At 31.2% G+C, this 16,048-nt stretch carries 11 protein-coding genes; 4 read left to right on the forward strand and 7 right to left on the reverse strand.

The features are described from left to right. Positions 1-7 precede the first annotated feature (7 nt). Together G6042_RS06490 and G6042_RS06495 are read right to left on the reverse strand one after the other, a co-directional pair. The gene (locus tag G6042_RS06490; protein WP_235933214.1) at positions 8-3,148 is read right to left on the reverse strand and encodes a SusC/RagA family TonB-linked outer membrane protein; all 3,141 of its coding nucleotides are present in this window, start codon (positions 3,146-3,148) and stop codon (positions 8-10) included. 282 nt (positions 3,149-3,430) lie between these two features. After that, positions 3,431-6,241, reverse strand: a complete 2,811-nt coding sequence (locus G6042_RS06495; protein WP_169523493.1) for a helix-turn-helix and ligand-binding sensor domain-containing protein — start codon at positions 6,239-6,241, stop codon at positions 3,431-3,433. A 135-nt stretch (positions 6,242-6,376) separates the two neighbouring features. On the opposite strand from G6042_RS06495, the gene uvrA reads away from it, so the two are divergent. The 4 genes from uvrA to G6042_RS06515 all read left to right on the forward strand — a co-directional run bounded on the left by uvrA (position 6,377) and on the right by G6042_RS06515 (position 11,777). After that, positions 6,377-9,178 (forward strand): excinuclease ABC subunit UvrA, encoded by a 2,802-nt coding sequence (gene uvrA, locus G6042_RS06500; protein WP_169523539.1) that lies wholly within the window; start codon positions 6,377-6,379, stop codon positions 9,176-9,178. A gap of 222 nt (positions 9,179-9,400) precedes the next feature. After that, entirely contained in the window at positions 9,401-10,006 is a 606-nt protein-coding gene (locus G6042_RS06505) for a hypothetical protein (RefSeq protein WP_169523494.1), read from the forward strand. 192 nt (positions 10,007-10,198) lie between these two features. Continuing rightward, positions 10,199-10,933: a DNA-methyltransferase gene (locus tag G6042_RS06510; RefSeq protein ID WP_211161650.1), complete on the forward strand. Its 735-nt coding sequence runs from the start codon at positions 10,199-10,201 to the stop codon at positions 10,931-10,933. Then, positions 10,923-11,777 carry a DNA-methyltransferase gene (locus tag G6042_RS06515; RefSeq protein WP_169523496.1) on the forward strand — a complete coding sequence of 285 codons (855 nt, stop codon included), beginning with the start codon at positions 10,923-10,925 and terminating at the stop codon, positions 11,775-11,777. The genes G6042_RS06510 and G6042_RS06515 overlap by 11 nt, the downstream gene beginning before the upstream one ends. A 10-nt stretch (positions 11,778-11,787) precedes the next feature. Here the strand turns inward: G6042_RS06515 and G6042_RS06520 are convergent, their stop codons facing one another. The 5 genes from G6042_RS06520 to G6042_RS06540 form a co-directional block, all read right to left on the reverse strand. Further along, positions 11,788-12,927, reverse strand: coding sequence for a hypothetical protein (locus tag G6042_RS06520; RefSeq protein ID WP_169523497.1), 1,140 nt, complete (start codon positions 12,925-12,927; stop codon positions 11,788-11,790). Beyond that, on the reverse strand, positions 12,927-13,709 hold the full coding sequence (locus tag G6042_RS06525; RefSeq protein WP_169523498.1) for a hypothetical protein: 783 nt from the start codon (positions 13,707-13,709) through the stop codon (positions 12,927-12,929). The genes G6042_RS06520 and G6042_RS06525 overlap by 1 nt, the downstream gene beginning before the upstream one ends. Continuing rightward, complete coding sequence (locus tag G6042_RS06530) at positions 13,709-14,140, reverse strand: hypothetical protein (protein ID WP_169523499.1); 432 nt, start codon at positions 14,138-14,140, stop codon at positions 13,709-13,711. Before G6042_RS06530 ends, G6042_RS06525 begins: the two co-directional genes overlap by 1 nt. Further along, positions 14,133-14,351: a helix-turn-helix domain-containing protein gene (locus G6042_RS06535; RefSeq protein ID WP_169523500.1), complete on the reverse strand. Its 219-nt coding sequence runs from the start codon at positions 14,349-14,351 to the stop codon at positions 14,133-14,135. Before G6042_RS06535 ends, G6042_RS06530 begins: the two co-directional genes overlap by 8 nt. A gap of 167 nt (positions 14,352-14,518) precedes the next feature. Beyond that, positions 14,519-15,955, reverse strand: a complete 1,437-nt coding sequence (locus G6042_RS06540; RefSeq protein ID WP_169523501.1) for an MFS transporter — start codon at positions 15,953-15,955, stop codon at positions 14,519-14,521. Positions 15,956-16,048 lie beyond the last annotated feature (93 nt).

A 16,048-nucleotide genomic window follows, 5' to 3' on the forward strand; every position in this document is an offset into this window, starting at 1 on the left:
TTTTTATTTAGAATTGAACACTTGCTCCAAACATGAATGAACGAGCTTGTGGATAATAACCTCTATCTATTCCAAAAACATCTCCTCCAATTTCAGGATCATATCCAGTATATTTTGTTAATGTTAAAAGATTTTCACCCGTTACATAAAGACGTAGTTTTTGTAAACCTACTTTGCTTATTATAGATTGAGGCAATGAGTAACCTAATTGAACTATTTTTAAACGTAAATAATCCCCATCTTCAAGATAGAAATCAGACATTCTTGTGAAGTTTCCATTTCCATCGCTAGAAGAAATTCTTGGATAAGAGTTTGAAGTACCTTCACCTGTCCATCTATTTAGTACATCGGTTTGGTAATTAGCATTTGACATATCTAAACGGCGAAGACCTTGGAATATCTTATTTCCAGCTGTACCTTGTGTGAATATCATTAAGTCAAATCCTTTATAATCCATGTTTAGAGTAAAACTGAACGTATATTTTGGTAATGGACTTCCTAGATAAACTTTATCATCATCAGTTATTGTTCCATCGCCGTTGGTATCTTTCCATCTAAAGTCACCTGGAACAGCATTAGGCTGAATAACCTGACCATTAGAGTTAGTATAAGCATTTATCTCAGCTTGATTTTGGAAAATTCCATTGGTTTGGAAACCATAGAACTCGTTGTATGAATTTCCTACTTCTGTTCTTGTAACTGCACCCATTGATTGAAAACCTGGTCCAGTAAAATAATCTATGTTATTTCCTAAATTAGTGATTTCATTTTTTAGAATGGCAAAAGTTGAGTTAGCTGAAATATTAAATTCATTGATTCTTTTGTTAAATCCTAATTCGAATTCAAGACCTGAGTTATTCATATCAGCAATATTTGCTAAAGGTGGCGCTTCTGCACCAACATAACCAGGGATTGGATTATCTCTAAGAATACCAGCTGTTTTCTTTTTATACCATTCTACTGTTAAATTTACTGAGTTAAATAGTTTAGCATCAAAACCAATATTTGTTTGAGTAGTTTCTTCCCATTTCAAATCAGGATTTGAAATTCTACCTGGACTAGAACCTGATGTTACTACGCCACTTGTACCAAAAGTATAATTTCTACCACCATCAATTAATGCTAAGAATGCATTATCTCCAATTCTATCATTACCTGTAACACCATAACCTACACGAAGTTTAAAATTATTTACTACTTCATTTTGTTTCCAAAAGTCTTCTTTTGAAACAACCCAACCCGCTGATAATGAAGGAAAAGTTCCATACTTATTATTTGCCCCAAACTTAGAAGAACCATCTCGTCTAATTAAACCTGTAAATATGTATTTTTCTTTGTAATCATAATTTACACGAGCAAACAAAGATGAAGTTGTACCTGCTTGAATATCATAAGTATAACCAATCTTATTATCCTGAGTTACAGTTGGATCATTAAAACTGGCTTCTTGATAATTATTAGTTGCTAAATTGTATTGGGTAACACTAGTAACAGTATAAAACTCGTTATCTTTATAAGCACCTTGTCCTAACAATACTGAAAATGTATGATCTCCAATTACTCTATCATAAGTAAGTGTATTTTCAACAGTCCAGTTAAATGCTTTATTTTCAATACGCGAAATATTGTTTTGTCCTGTTACATTATTTACTGTAGCACTTAAATAATATAATGGTGTAAATCCTTGTCCACCCCAATAAGCTAATTTTCCTCCAAAAGTTGATCTAAGCTTAAATCCTTTATACGGTTTTATTTCTACATAAGCATTACCTACAAAATCATCAGACCAATTATATTGTCCTAATCTAGTTTTAGCATATGCTAAAGGGTTAGTCATTTCTTGACCAACTGTAGTTGAAATCCCGTAAGGATCTCCATTTTTATCTCTAATAACATAAGGACTACTGTACAAAGTTCCATTGGCTAACACTGGATCTGTTTCAACTACTGGAGTTGTTGGATCTAAATTGATAGCAGAACTTAATGGTCCACCAAATTCACTATTTGTATTACCAATGCCAACCGATTTTTGACGTGTATAACCAACAACTTGTCCAATTGTTAACCAATCTTTAACTTTATGAGTTGAATTAATACGAATGTTCTTTTTGTCATAATTAGAAATTTCTGGCATCACAATTCCTTCTTGGAATTGACTTCCAAAAGATAAATAGAAATTTGAAACATCATTTCCACCACTTAAACTAACTTCGTGGTTGTATCTTCTTGCTCCAGTGTTGAATATTTCCTTTTGCCAATCAGTTCCTGTTCCTAAACCACTTAAATTTGGATAAGGTAGTGAACCTTGTCCTCCACCATTCACAAAACGTTCGTTCATTATTGCACCATATTCTGTTGCGTTTAAAAGCTTTAACATTCTTTCTGGTGAAGAAACTCCTGAAAAACCATTATAGGAAACACTTAATTTTCCTGATTTTCCTTTTTTAGTAGTAACCAATATAACTCCAGCAGCTGATCTTGCACCATAGATTGCTGATGATGCAGCATCTTTCAGAACCTCCATAGATTCAATATCTGATTGATTGATTGAGCCAAGTGCTCCAGAGTCAACTATTACTCCATCAACTACCCAAATTGGTTCATTTCCACCATTAAGAGTTGTAATACCTCTAACGCGAACTGTTGAACCTGAACCTGGTTGACCTGCATTCATTGCAATAGTTACACCCGCAGCTCTACCTTGTAAAGCTTGTTCAATACGTCCATTTGGTACTTTCTCTAAATCTTTAGCAGAAACTTTAGAAATTGCTCCAGTTACCACACTTTTCTTTTGTGTTCCATAACCTACGTTTATTACAACTTCTTCAAGTGAATTACTTGACTCTTTAAGTTGTACATTAATTTCTCCATCTGTAATAGCAACTTCTTGTGTAGTATATCCTATGTAGGATATAACTAAGGTTGTTGCATCTGATGGTACATTGAAGTTAAATTTTCCATCAATGTCTGTTAATGTTCCTGCATTCGTACCCTTGGCTACAACATTTACTCCAGGTAATGGAAAACCATCAGCGTTGACCGTTCCTGAAACTTTTTTTTGCGCCTGAGCGGATGCAATTGAAACAAAAACCATTGAGATTAAGAATAATTTTTCTTTAAATCTCCCTAAGAATAGCTCTAAATTCATAAGCATTTAAATAATTTATTTGTTTTGGTTTTTTTGGCACATTAAAATGGCCGAGTTGTTAGTGGTGTTAAATTATTCAATTATAAAATATGAATTTCACAATCAACCACAACAAAAAATATACATTATTGAATTTTATCTGCAAAAAAATTATAATTCTACAAACAACCAATAATACCAAGGAAAATAAATTAACAAATGCTTAACAACCGAGGTCTAAAAACATCAAAAAAAAGCAAACTGCTAAGGTTTTGATAAGGTAAAAAATGTGTTTTTGTATAGTTATACACTCAAAATATAATGTGTTAAACCTACATCATGTGCTAATCCAAGTCTTTTTCGCAAACGATATCGTTTTATTTCTAAACTTCGGATGGAAATATTTATCATTGGTGCAATCTCTTTTGAGGAAAGATTTAGTCTTAAATAGGCACAAAGTTTTAAATCGCTTGGTGTTAAACTTGGATGTTTTTCTTTAATCCGTTTTAGAAAATCTTTATCAACATTATCAAATGCTTCTTTAAATACATTCCAAGAATTATCATTGGAAATATTTTTATTAATAGTCGATATAACCGATTTTATATTTCGATTATTATTCTCTTCGGATGTTTTCTTCAAATCTTCCTTAATGATTTCTAATAACTCGTCTTTTTTAATCAAACTCATTGTTGAAACTGCTAACTCTCTATTTTTTGCATCAACATCTTGAGAAAGTTGTTCGTTTCTTAACTTCATTAATTCTTGCTCACTTTCTAAAGCGGCAATCTCTAATAGCAAATTGTTCTCTTCTATTAATTTTTCTTTTTGCTTGTGATAATATTTTTGATATGCTTTATGAATATAATATGCCAATATCAAAAACAATATTGCATAAACAAATATTGCCAAATTTGTAGCATACCAAGGTTTGTTTATTGTAAACTTATAAACTGCTACATTTTCAGTCATAGAATTAGCAATTTTTGATCTTACTTTAAAGGTATAATCGCCAGGTTCAAGATTTTTAAAATTTATGTTAGGTTTTATACTCCATTCACTCCATTGGCTTTGAAAACCTTCCAACATATATTGGTATTCTACATCTATAAACCGATTAAACTGTGGAACTGAATAATTAAAAACTATATTATTTTCGTCATGTTTCAGTTGTCCTTTTTCAGTAATTGATAATCTGATTGATGGATTTTCTAATTTATTTACATTAATATCTGTAATTTTTATTTTGTATTTTTTAGTCTTAAAATCGTTCAAATTAAGCATAAAATAACCATCAGTTTTTCCAACAAGGTATTCATTGGCAGAAATTTGGGTTATATTTTCATAACTCAACATTGGATTTACTATGGCAAACGGAATTGGAATTTTATGCTTTTTTAAATCAGCGTTTAAATTGCCCGATGTGAAGTAATAAATATAACTTTTGGTAAACAACCACATTTTTCCAGTTTCATCTACATTTAATTTGCCCGAAATATATTCTCCGTTTTGAAATACTTCACATAGATTTTCGTCTTTAACAAATTTTCCTGTTTTATCGTTTAACTTAAAAATACCTTGTCTTCCAGCAAAGAAAATACTTCCGTTATATTTTGTTAAACTAAAATGCTTCCCTTTTTGAGGAGAATTTAAAATTGTAAACTTTTTGGCTGATAAAAAATCGGCGGTTGGAATTACTTTTATAACACCTTTATATTCATGACCAACATATATTTCGTGTTTATTATTTATTTCTAAATAGCGAGCAGAAATATCAAAACCTTTCATTTTCCCTTTGTAAATCCAGCTATTATTGACTTTTTCTAGAACTGACAATCCGTTATAATGTCCTTGAAGAAGCATATTTTTTCGATTGGGAATGCTATTTATTTTCCATGTTCCCGAACCCTTAAATATAAGATTGGCTGTATTTCCATTCACAAAAAAAGTTCCTAAATCGTGTCCACAAAAAAGTTCGTCGTTGTATTTAAAGAGCGACCAAACTTGACCTTTTGTTCCTTGAATAAACTGAAATTTCTCGTTTTTAGAAGCGTTTTTGTAAAACAACCCTTGATTGGTTCCCAAATAAATCTTGTCATTATGTTTCACCGAAGCATACACAGCACCTAAATATCCTTCGTCATCCATATAATTAAGTACTGGCGATTTTAGGTTTACACAATCAATTCCATTATCTAAGCCAAGCCAAATATTATTATCAACATCTTCTGTAATCGATAAAATTGTATTGTTGCTCAAACCCGAATTTTGAGTAATATGATATTTCACTTTTCCCAATTTATCCAATACGTAAACACCATTTGAAATTGTTCCCAAAGCAAATCCGCCATCGGCTAATTTTTTTGCACTAAAAATGGTATTTGGTTTAAGTTCTTGTTCTGAAACAAAATGATGTACATCTAATTTTTCACCTTTTAATGTAAAAATTCCAGCTCGTTCCGTTTGCAAAAGCAATCCATCATCCGAAGGAAAAATTTCAACAATACGATTAGTTTTTATTCTTTCATCGGAACAAATCAGTTTACTTTCTCCGTTGATTATTTCATATAAACCTTCGTTAACGGCTTGAAAATAAATGGAATTATTCACTCGATATATTTTAAAAATATAAGGATGATTCTCTATAAAACTAATGGTATTCTTTTTAACATCATAAGCATAAATTCGGTTAAACGACTGAAAAAGAACCCAATTATCAATGTTAACAATGTTCCAAAAATGCTCATCTTCAATCAATTTACTTTTCACTCTGTTACTAAGCGAAGTATATTTTAGTTGTCCGTTAGTTTGTCGTTTCCAAAAACCAAATTCCATATAACAACCTGTAAAAATCTTATCCCCAACAGCTTTCACCGAACGCATTATCGTTTCATTTGGCGAAGCATTTAACTTCCATTCCGAACCATTAAATTCCAACAAACCTTCATTATTTGCAAAATAAACAAACTGTTTTTGGTCTTGGGAAATCATCCAGTTTTGACTTGCCGCACCATACGTATTAGAACTAAACTTAACAATTGGTGGCAATTCTTGTGCAAAAAACAATTGGCTGATAAAAAATAGTAAAAACGAAATTAATTTGATGAATTTCATCTGATTTGTGGTTTATAGTTGAGTAATGCTTGTAAAAATATTGCTTCGCTTATTCAAATCCAAAAAAATGTACCATAGTTTGGTTTAAATCTCATCGAGGAAATGGTTATCTTTGCAATCATTTTGATTTTTGCTATGAAAAGTACGGAAATTGCTACACTCGAACCTAAAAAAAACATCTTAATAAAAGGCGCACAAATTCATAATCTAAAGAATTTGGATGTCGTTATTCCTAGAAACCAATTAGTCGTTATCACAGGATTATCAGGTTCAGGAAAATCGAGTTTAGCTTTTGATACTTTATATGCCGAAGGTCAACGTCGTTATGTAGAAAGTTTATCTTCTTATGCGCGACAATTTTTGGGCAGATTAGACAAACCAAAAGTTGAATATATCAAAGGAATTGCACCAGCAATAGCGATTGAACAAAAAGTAAATACAACCAATGCGCGTTCAACTGTTGGAACTTCTACCGAAATTTATGATTATTTAAAATTACTTTTTGCCCGAATTGGAAAAACAATTTCGCCTGTTTCTGGCAAAGAAGTTAAAAAAGATACCGTTTCTGATGTTATAAACGAAGTTAAAACCTTTGAAAAAGAAAGTAAATGGTTGCTTCTTGCTCCTATTCATCTGGAAGAAGGACGAAAACTAGAAGACAAACTAAAAGTGTTGCTTCAGCAAGGTTTTGCTCGTATTTTGGTTGAAAATGAAATGGTTCGTTTAGACCAAATTGACGAACATTCGTTAGACAATAAAGATATTTTGCTAATTATCGATAGAATTGTAGTAAATCCTGAAACTTCGGGCGAAGAAGAATTCTATAATCGATTGGCAGATGCCGTTCAAACCGCTTTTTTTGAAGGCAAAGGCGTTTGCTATTTACAAGAACTTGAAACCAAAAAACGATTGGAATTCAGTTCAAATTTTGAATTGGACGGAATGACCTTTCTAGAACCAAATATTCATCTTTTTAGCTTCAATAATCCTTATGGTGCATGTCCAACCTGCGAAGGTTATGGAAACATCATCGGGATTGACACCGAATTAGTCGTTCCAAATACAGCACTTTCGGTTTTTGAAAACGCTATTTTTCCTTGGCGTGGCGAAAGCATGAGTTGGTATCGCGATCAATTGGTTAACAATGCTTATAAATTTGATTTCCCTATTCACAAACCTTATTTTCAACTATCGGATGAACAAAAAGAACTGATTTGGAAAGGAAATAAATTCTTTACTGGATTGAATGATTTTTTTGCCGAACTCGAAGAAAAAAATTATAAAATTCAAAATCGTGTGATGCTTTCGCGTTATCGAGGCAAAACAAAATGTACTACTTGTAAAGGAAAACGCCTTCGATTGGAAGCTAATTACATTCAAGTTGGCGGAAAAACCATTTCCGAATTGGTTGATTTACCAATTAAGCGATTAATTCCGTTTTTTAATGATTTAAAATTATCCGAATATGATTTTAAAGTCGCCAAACGTTTGCTTATCGAAATCAATAATCGATTGGCTTTCTTGAGCGATGTTGGTTTGGATTATTTGACCTTAAACCGAAATTCGGCTTCGCTTTCTGGTGGTGAATCACAGCGAATTAACTTAGCCACTTCGCTTGGAAGTAGTTTAGTTGGTTCAATGTATATTTTGGACGAACCAAGTATTGGTTTACATCCAAAAGACACCGAAAAATTAATCACAGTTTTGAAAAATCTTCGTGATTTAGGAAATACCGTTATTGTGGTGGAACACGACGAAGATATTATGAAAGCTGCGGACAGAATTATCGATATTGGTCCAGAAGCTGGAACGCACGGCGGAAATCTAGTTGCCGAAGGAACATTTGAAGAAATTTTGAAAGCCAATTCGCTTACCGCAAAATATCTGAATGGCGAAATGGAAATTGCTGTGCCAAAAACACGCAGAAAGTCAAAAAACGCCATCGAAATTATCGGCGCAAGAGAAAACAATCTCCAAAACGTTGACGTTTCGTTTCCTTTGGAAAGTTTGACCGTAATTACAGGTGTTTCAGGTAGTGGAAAAAGTACGTTGGTTAAAAAAATTCTTTTTCCGGCAATGCAAAAGAAACTAGAAGGCATTGGTGACAAAGCTGGACAATTCTCTGAAATTAAAGGAAGTTTTTCGCATATAAAACACATCGAATATGTAGATCAAAACCCAATTGGAAGAAGTTCGCGTTCTAATCCGGTTACCTATATTAAAGCGTATGACGACATCCGAGATTTGTATGCCAAAGAAAAATTATCCAAAATTAGAGGTTATTTACCGAAACACTTTTCATTTAATGTTGATGGCGGACGATGTGAAACCTGCAAAGGCGATGGAACAATTAATGTAGAAATGATTTTCATGGCAGATGTTGAATTGCCATGTGAAACTTGTGGCGGAAAACGTTTCAAGAAAGAAATCCTCGAAGTAACTTTTGAAGGCAAAAACATCGATGATATATTAACGATGACTATTGATGATGCTATTTCGTTTTTCAGCGCTCATAAACAAACCAAAATCATTCAAAAATTGCAACCATTGCAAGATGTTGGTTTAGGTTATGTTCAATTAGGACAATCATCATCTACGCTTTCTGGTGGCGAAGCACAACGTATTAAATTGGCTTCGTTCTTAGTAAAAGGAGCTACAAAAGACAAAGCATTATTTGTTTTTGACGAACCAACGACTGGTTTGCATTTTCATGACATCAAAAAACTATTAACTTCTTTTGACGCTTTGATAGAAAAAGGACATTCGATTATTGTGATTGAGCATAATTTAGATTTAATCAAATGTGCCGATTGGATTATTGATTTAGGTCCAGAAGGTGGCGAAAACGGCGGACAACTTCTCGCGGTTGGAACTCCAGAAGAAATCGTGAAAAACAAAAAATCGATTACGGGAATGTATCTTAAGGAGAAAATATAATCGAAAAACAACTTCATACGAAAGCACAATTCAAAATTTTGGATTGTGCTTTTTTTATTCAAATAACTGAAAATCATTTCATTAAAAACTCTTAATCAAACCTTAAGAATTTCTTTTAGTCATTTGGCACAGCAATTGAAATAAGCTAAACAACAGAAACAATTTCTGTTCGAAGAAGCCGAAAATCGAAAGAGTAAGCAAAACGCATTAAATTGAATTATTATGAAAACAATTACATTATTAGTAGCAAGCGTTTTGATGACAACAACCATTGTAAACGCAACCGAAGTAACTTTTACTTCAACCGAAAATAGAATGAGATACAATTTCGATGAGCCAATTTCATTTATAGAACGCGGTATTGAGTTTTATGTTTTTGCCAACGGTGAATTTGATTTTAACACAAGACCAGAAGATAGCCAAGGCGACTATTTTTATAGAACAGCTGGAAAAAGAGCAACAACGGCAAGAAAACCAGTAAATGTAAATTATGGAACTCGAATTGAGCATGATAGTTTTGGTCGCGTTAGACGAATTGGTAACACGTTTATCAACTATGACAACAACGATAGAGTAAGCCGAATTGGAACAGTTTACATGAGATACAACCGATTTGGATTAACACAAATTGGTGGAATGAAAATTAACTATAGCAACCGTGGACAAATTGTAAGCATGTATGGTAACATAAAAGGAACCAGAAATCAAGGATTTGTTTACACCAGTTATAGCAGCAACAATGATTATGCTTCAAACTATCCTGTAGATAACGATTATTACTACTACAGAACTGATGGTACAAAAGCAAAAATAGAAGACAAAAAATAAATTGAGTTAGGTTTTTATAAATTTTGGTTGGTTAGTTTTTGATGATGAAATCCCGCGGAGTGAAAACGAAGCGGGATTTTTTATGGTTTATTTTTATATATTTATTTTGTTTTTTAATAAATTTCTATGTAGTTTTGAATACTATAATTAGCATTTGTTTTGAATAAAATATTTAACCATACCAGTGAGAAAATGAGTGAAATAGAAGATAAATCTGTTTCACTAATGGTAACGTCTCCACCATACAATATTGACATAAACTATGGAAATAATTGGCAAGACGGAAAAATTAAAAATTCTAAAGGGAAAAAATATTCGGATAATCTAGAAGAAAACGAATATAGAAAAATGATAGAAAAAGTAATCACTGAAACCAAAAGAGTTTTGAAAGATGATGGACAAATATGGTTCAATATAAAAAATAGATACAATAATGATAATATGATTCCACCTTTCTGGATAATGGAATACTTTCAAGACATGTATTTAAAGAATATTATTATTTGGAATTTTGATTGGGGTGGATCAACAAATAAAAGATTCTCTTCAAGATACGAATATGTTTTCTTTTTTACTAAACACAAAAACAACTATACTTTTAATTTAGACGACGTAAAAATCCCAGCTCTAAACTACAGACCTGATAGATACAAAAGCCAACTTAAAAACCCAACAGATGTATGGAAAATATCTTTGGTTAGCGGTAATTCATTGGAAAGAACAGAACATCCAGCTCAATACCCTGAAGAATTAATTGAGAGAATTATTAAAGCTGGAACAAATCCAGATGATTTGGTTCTTGATCCGTTTATGGGAAGTGGAACAACTGCTGTTGTGGCTAAAAAATTAGGCAGAAATTATGTTGGTTACGAAACCGAAGAAGATTTTATTAAAATTGCTGAAAAAAGATTGAAGAATGCAGAATAACAAATATTTTAATTTAGAAGATACTTTAGTAAAAAACATTGGAGATAGTTATTATACAATTGGAGATTGTATCAATACTATGAAAAATATGCCTGAAAAAAGCGTAAATACAATTGTAACTTCTCCTCCATATAATCTTGACAAAAAATATGGTAAATACGATGACAATAAACCTTTTAAAGAATGGGAAAATCTTATTGATGAAACTGCAAAAACAGCACATAAAATATTAAAAGACAATGGTAGTTTTTTATTAAATGTTTCTCCTATTCCTGATAAAAAAACCAAAGAAATAATTCCTTTAGATGCAATAGCTTATTATATTTTTAAGAAAAACGGTTACTATTTAAGAAACAGTATTATTTGGCATTTTAATAATATGCAGAATTGCACAAACCGATTAAGTGGTAGATGGGAATCAATCCTTTGGTTTGTTAAGGATATCAATAATTATCAATTCAATTTAAACGATATCCGAATTCCATACATTACTCAAAATGACAAAAGATTGATCGGAGGTAGTGGCAGAAACCCAACTGACACATGGAATTTTGATTTGCCTGAAAGTGATTTTTGGTATTTTGATAGAGTTAATAACATGACAAAAAACAAACTTGGGTTAACAGAACATCCATGTATTTATCCAACCGCTATGATTGAAAGGATTATTAAAATGACAACACAAAAAGGTGATGTTGTATTAGATCCTTTTCTTGGAAGCGGAACTACTTTAGTTGCTACTCAAAAAACAGAAAGGATAGGCTTAGGTATTGAACTTGATGAAAGATATGAAGATATTATTTCAAAAAGAATTAAAAATGAAAGTATTAAAGAGTTGTTTTAAATAATCAAAATTATTCTGCATTATATCTAAAAACATCGAAATTGTGCATTATCAATTTCGCTCTGTTATCATATGTTTCTTTAGAGCTATTATCCGATTGATGTTCCAAAATAGAATTAATTATCACAATCATTTCTTGATTTGAAAACAATTTTAATTCATTCGGCGTTGCAAAATGAATTTTCAAAATTTCTTCCTTTGATTGTGGCTTAATTCTAAATTGTTTTTTATTAAGATAATCTATATAGCAAGATTGATCTTCTTTCAATGAAGAATTACCATTTTTAGAACCGTCAATTGATCTGTTAAATGCAGTTGTGTTGTCAACCGAGAAATTTGAATGGTTACCAAGTGTTGCTTTTATTAATTTAGCTTTACTAAGTCCTCCACAACCTAAAAAATGAACTTTTTTAAAGCTTTTTAAGTTAAGGATTTTGTCAATATTTAAAATTGAATTTACAAATTCCTCATTATTCATATCAATTAAAGCTCCAATAGCTAATTTAGTAGACTTATAATCCAATCTACTCAAATATTGGTTGATTTCATCATCTTGTAAAAACGCAGGTAATATAGTTAACAATCTACTTTCATCATCAATATTGTGATATGTAAAGTTTGCATATTTAACACATTTATCGATTAATAGTGATTTGCATTTTTTATCGTTAAATATATTTCTTATTGGATTTCCACTTTGATTTCTTACTTTGAAAGGGTTCGGGATATCAAATGTTACTGCGTTATGTATGTTAGAGTCTAATATAAATTTACAATATCTCTCTAATATTTTTTCAGAATCTATGATAGAATCAAACTTTTCGATTATTTCATTAGTTGATAAGTTTGGAAATTTTGAATCAATATAGTTAACAATTTTTGTTGTTCCAACATCCATTATTAAATTTTTAGTATTGTATAATGAATTGTCATTTGTTCTATCAACTATCCATTCCCTAGCATTATAAATTTTACTCCAATTACTTTTTTTAAGTAAACTGTTCAAACCTTTATGATTAAAAAATATATCGCCAAACTTTATCAATGTATTTTCTTTAAAATAATTTGGCATAAACTCATTCCACATTCTGTTTACACCATTCCAATCTCCAGCACCACCACCTGAACTATATACAAAATAAAAATCCATTATCTTAATTCCTTTAATAGTTCACTAATTGATTTCATTTTAAGTAATGGTGGATATATTTTCCCTTTAACTTGTGTTGCTATCTTATCGCCTTCTCTTTCTTCTCTCACGTGTAATGTTCCTACATTATCCCAATATTCAAAAACTTCTTTAGAATTCATATAAAAAATTCCTTTTAAGTGTGGTGCATCAAACCACCAAATGTAAAAACATGGAATATTATCATCACTCAAATCATTTTCTATTTTTTCTCTTTGTCGTTGAAGTTTCTTACCTGTATCAAGAGTTAATGAACATTCATAATCGTATCTGGAAGTTGAGTATGGAAAAGTGTTTTTTACCATATTATTGGCACTTAAAAAAGGTGCTTCAATATATTTCAATTCATAATATGCTTTTGGTTTATCGTCACTTCCTACAATAAAATCAGGAAATGGATAACCCTTTTTTTGAACTATAATTCCTTTGCTTTCTAAAAAGAACTGAAATGCTTTTTCATACCATTGCCCCAACTGAATATCTAAACCTTTGATAAAATTATTTCTTTTATTAAGATATTTTGGAATAACGAATCTGTAGCATTCTGTTAATCCTTTCACTCTTTCTTTCAAAATTTTAGGAGCTATTGGATTTGGCTCATCTTTTATATTAAGATACATTTCTTGAAAACACACTTCGTTAAAGTCACTAAATTCAACTTTTCTATCAAATTTCGTTTCAATTTTTTCTTTGTTACTATTACAAAAATCAACTAGCTCTTTAAACAATCCTATATCAGTCATTACAACTCTTTTTTTATTTTATTAATAATTTCATTGAATGATACGACTTCATTGCTAATAAAATTTTTAATTGTTTGACTCTTTTTTTTTTCAAGAATAAATTCACGTATTAAGGAACCTTCAATACTTAATAAGTTATCATTCTTATCCATGAAAACAAAAAACAAAGGTCTATCTAAACTAGAATATTGAGTTTTAATCAATTCCATCACTTGATTTTCAAACTGATTCTTATTGGTAAAGTATCTTCCTTCGTATTCATTTTCATTATTAGTTGCAAAAACAAAATAAGAATGAATGTTTCTGGTTCTGTCCAATAGAATATGCTTTGGTATCCATTCGGTACTAAAACATGCTTCTTCAATTTTTAGCTTATAGTTAGATTTTAGTTTGTTTAAAACTAAATCTTCTGTAGTCAAATAATCAATCATTAAACAATTTTGCTATTTCAATATTTAAAGATTTCGCAATCTTTTCAATATTAATTAAAGTAATATTTTTTTCAGCACGTTCAATCATTCCAATATAAGTTCTATGAACATCTGCAAGATGAGCAAGTTGCTCCTGAGAAAGTCCTCTTTCAATTCTTATCTCCCTAACTCTTTCTCCGAACTTTATTAAAATTTTAGATTTATCCTTCATTGCTAATTAAAGTATGCAAATTAAGAATATAAAAAAAGCCTAACAACATACTATGATTAGCATTAATTACACGGAAGATCATATAAAAAACTAGGTGTACAAAAACCAAAAACCCTGTCAAATTTATATCTGACAGGGTTTTTATTTATTTGTAAAACATTAAAAAATTAATGTCCGCCACTAACTTTTTTGTCAAAACTAATACCTTGTTGTTTTAGAATTCCGCTTACTTTCCAAGCGTAGAAAGCCAAATAAGCAAAACATAAAACACCAACAATATAACTTGATTGAATGGTTGAAACATCGGCTACATAACCTTGTAGTAAGCTTACAAAACCTCCACCCATAATCATCATAATTAAGAAACTACTTCCTTGGCTAGTGTGTTTTCCTAAACCGCTAACAGCTAATGTAAAAATACATGGCCAAAGCGTACTACAAAACAATCCAACGCTTGTAAACGCATAAACGCTAATCATTCCATCAGTTGCCATCCCAATCAATAAAGCGGCAATACCTAAACCAGAGAAAATCAATAACATTCGTGCTGGATTTCCTTTACTAGCAATATCCGCAACAATCAATACTAAAATAATTAATGCATAAACATAAAACGGTGTCAAATCGTGTTTTGCAATAGCATTAACCAACAAGAAAACTCCAAATGCTAAATAAGGCGCAATGAAACGCAATATCTTTTGTGTACTCATATTATCGGTAAATGCTTCAACTGCTCCAGTCCAACGACCAATCATTAAACTTGCCCAATATAACGAAATGTAAGGCGCAACATCTTTAGTTAAAAATCCTAAGTTTTTCTCCATATAAGCTGGCAAATTACTTGCTGTAGAAACTTCTACTCCAACGTAAACAAAAATGGCAATCATTCCCAAAACCAATTGAGGATATCTCAACGCTGAACTTCTTGCTGAACTTCCATCGCTTTCTGCTTCAACTATGGCTTCTGGTTTATCTGGAATTGATGAGAATTTTAATAAAATAGCAACCAATAAAAATGCTGCTCCAAGAACTAAATAAGGAATTTTTACACTTTCGATACTCATTTCTGTTTTTTCGGAAGTAGCTGAACCAAAAATAGCAAAACTCACGATTAACGGTCCAATTGTTGTTCCAAGATTATTAATTCCGCCAGCCATTGTTAAACGCTGTGAACCTGTCGATATTGGTCCAAGCGCAATCGCTAATGGATTTGCCACCGTTTGTTGCAACGAAAATCCTAAAGCTACAATAAACAATCCTGAAAGCATTAATGGAAATGAACCTGTATTTGCCGCTGGATAAAATAATAATGTTCCTAAAGCCGAAATCGCTAATCCTAAAGCTAATGAATTTTTGTAGCCAATTCGGTTGATTAAATCGCCTTTGGTTATATAGGAAATCAATAAATACAAAAGAGAACCAACAGTATAAGCAATATAAAATGCCAAAGAAACCAATTGACTTTCTACTTGTGATAAATCAAATGCTTCTTTAAAAACGGGAATTAAAATATCGTTACTTGCAGCAACAAATCCCCAAAAGAAGAAAACAGTTACCAAGGGAATAAATTGTGCCCAATTGGTTTTAATTTGGTTAGTACTCATAAATTAAATTTTAAATTTTGGTTTAGTTAATAGTTTTATGAAAAAAATATAATTTTTGATATAAAAAATTATCAGTTTGATAATTTAAGTTAT

The organism is Flavobacterium solisilvae (genome assembly GCF_012911605.1).
GTDB lineage: Bacteria > Bacteroidota > Bacteroidia > Flavobacteriales > Flavobacteriaceae > Flavobacterium > Flavobacterium solisilvae.

Coding starts and splice junctions, on each gene's coding strand:
- G6042_RS06510 (WP_211161650.1), top strand. CDS start 10,199: ATGAGTGAAATAGAAGATAAATCTGTTTCACTAATGGTAACGTCTCCA.
- G6042_RS06515 (WP_169523496.1), top strand. CDS start 10,923: ATGCAGAATAACAAATATTTTAATTTAGAAGATACTTTAGTAAAAAAC.
- G6042_RS06530 (WP_169523499.1), bottom strand. CDS start 14,140: ATGATTGATTATTTGACTACAGAAGATTTAGTTTTAAACAAACTAAAA.
- G6042_RS06495 (WP_169523493.1), bottom strand. CDS start 6,241: ATGAAATTCATCAAATTAATTTCGTTTTTACTATTTTTTATCAGCCAA.
- G6042_RS06505 (WP_169523494.1), top strand. CDS start 9,401: ATGAAAACAATTACATTATTAGTAGCAAGCGTTTTGATGACAACAACC.
- G6042_RS06520 (WP_169523497.1), bottom strand. CDS start 12,927: ATGGATTTTTATTTTGTATATAGTTCAGGTGGTGGTGCTGGAGATTGG.
- G6042_RS06490 (WP_235933214.1), bottom strand. CDS start 3,148: ATGAATTTAGAGCTATTCTTAGGGAGATTTAAAGAAAAATTATTCTTA.
- G6042_RS06525 (WP_169523498.1), bottom strand. CDS start 13,709: ATGACTGATATAGGATTGTTTAAAGAGCTAGTTGATTTTTGTAATAGT.
- uvrA (WP_169523539.1), top strand. CDS start 6,377: ATGAAAAGTACGGAAATTGCTACACTCGAACCTAAAAAAAACATCTTA.
- G6042_RS06540 (WP_169523501.1), bottom strand. CDS start 15,955: ATGAGTACTAACCAAATTAAAACCAATTGGGCACAATTTATTCCCTTG.
- G6042_RS06535 (WP_169523500.1), bottom strand. CDS start 14,351: ATGAAGGATAAATCTAAAATTTTAATAAAGTTCGGAGAAAGAGTTAGG.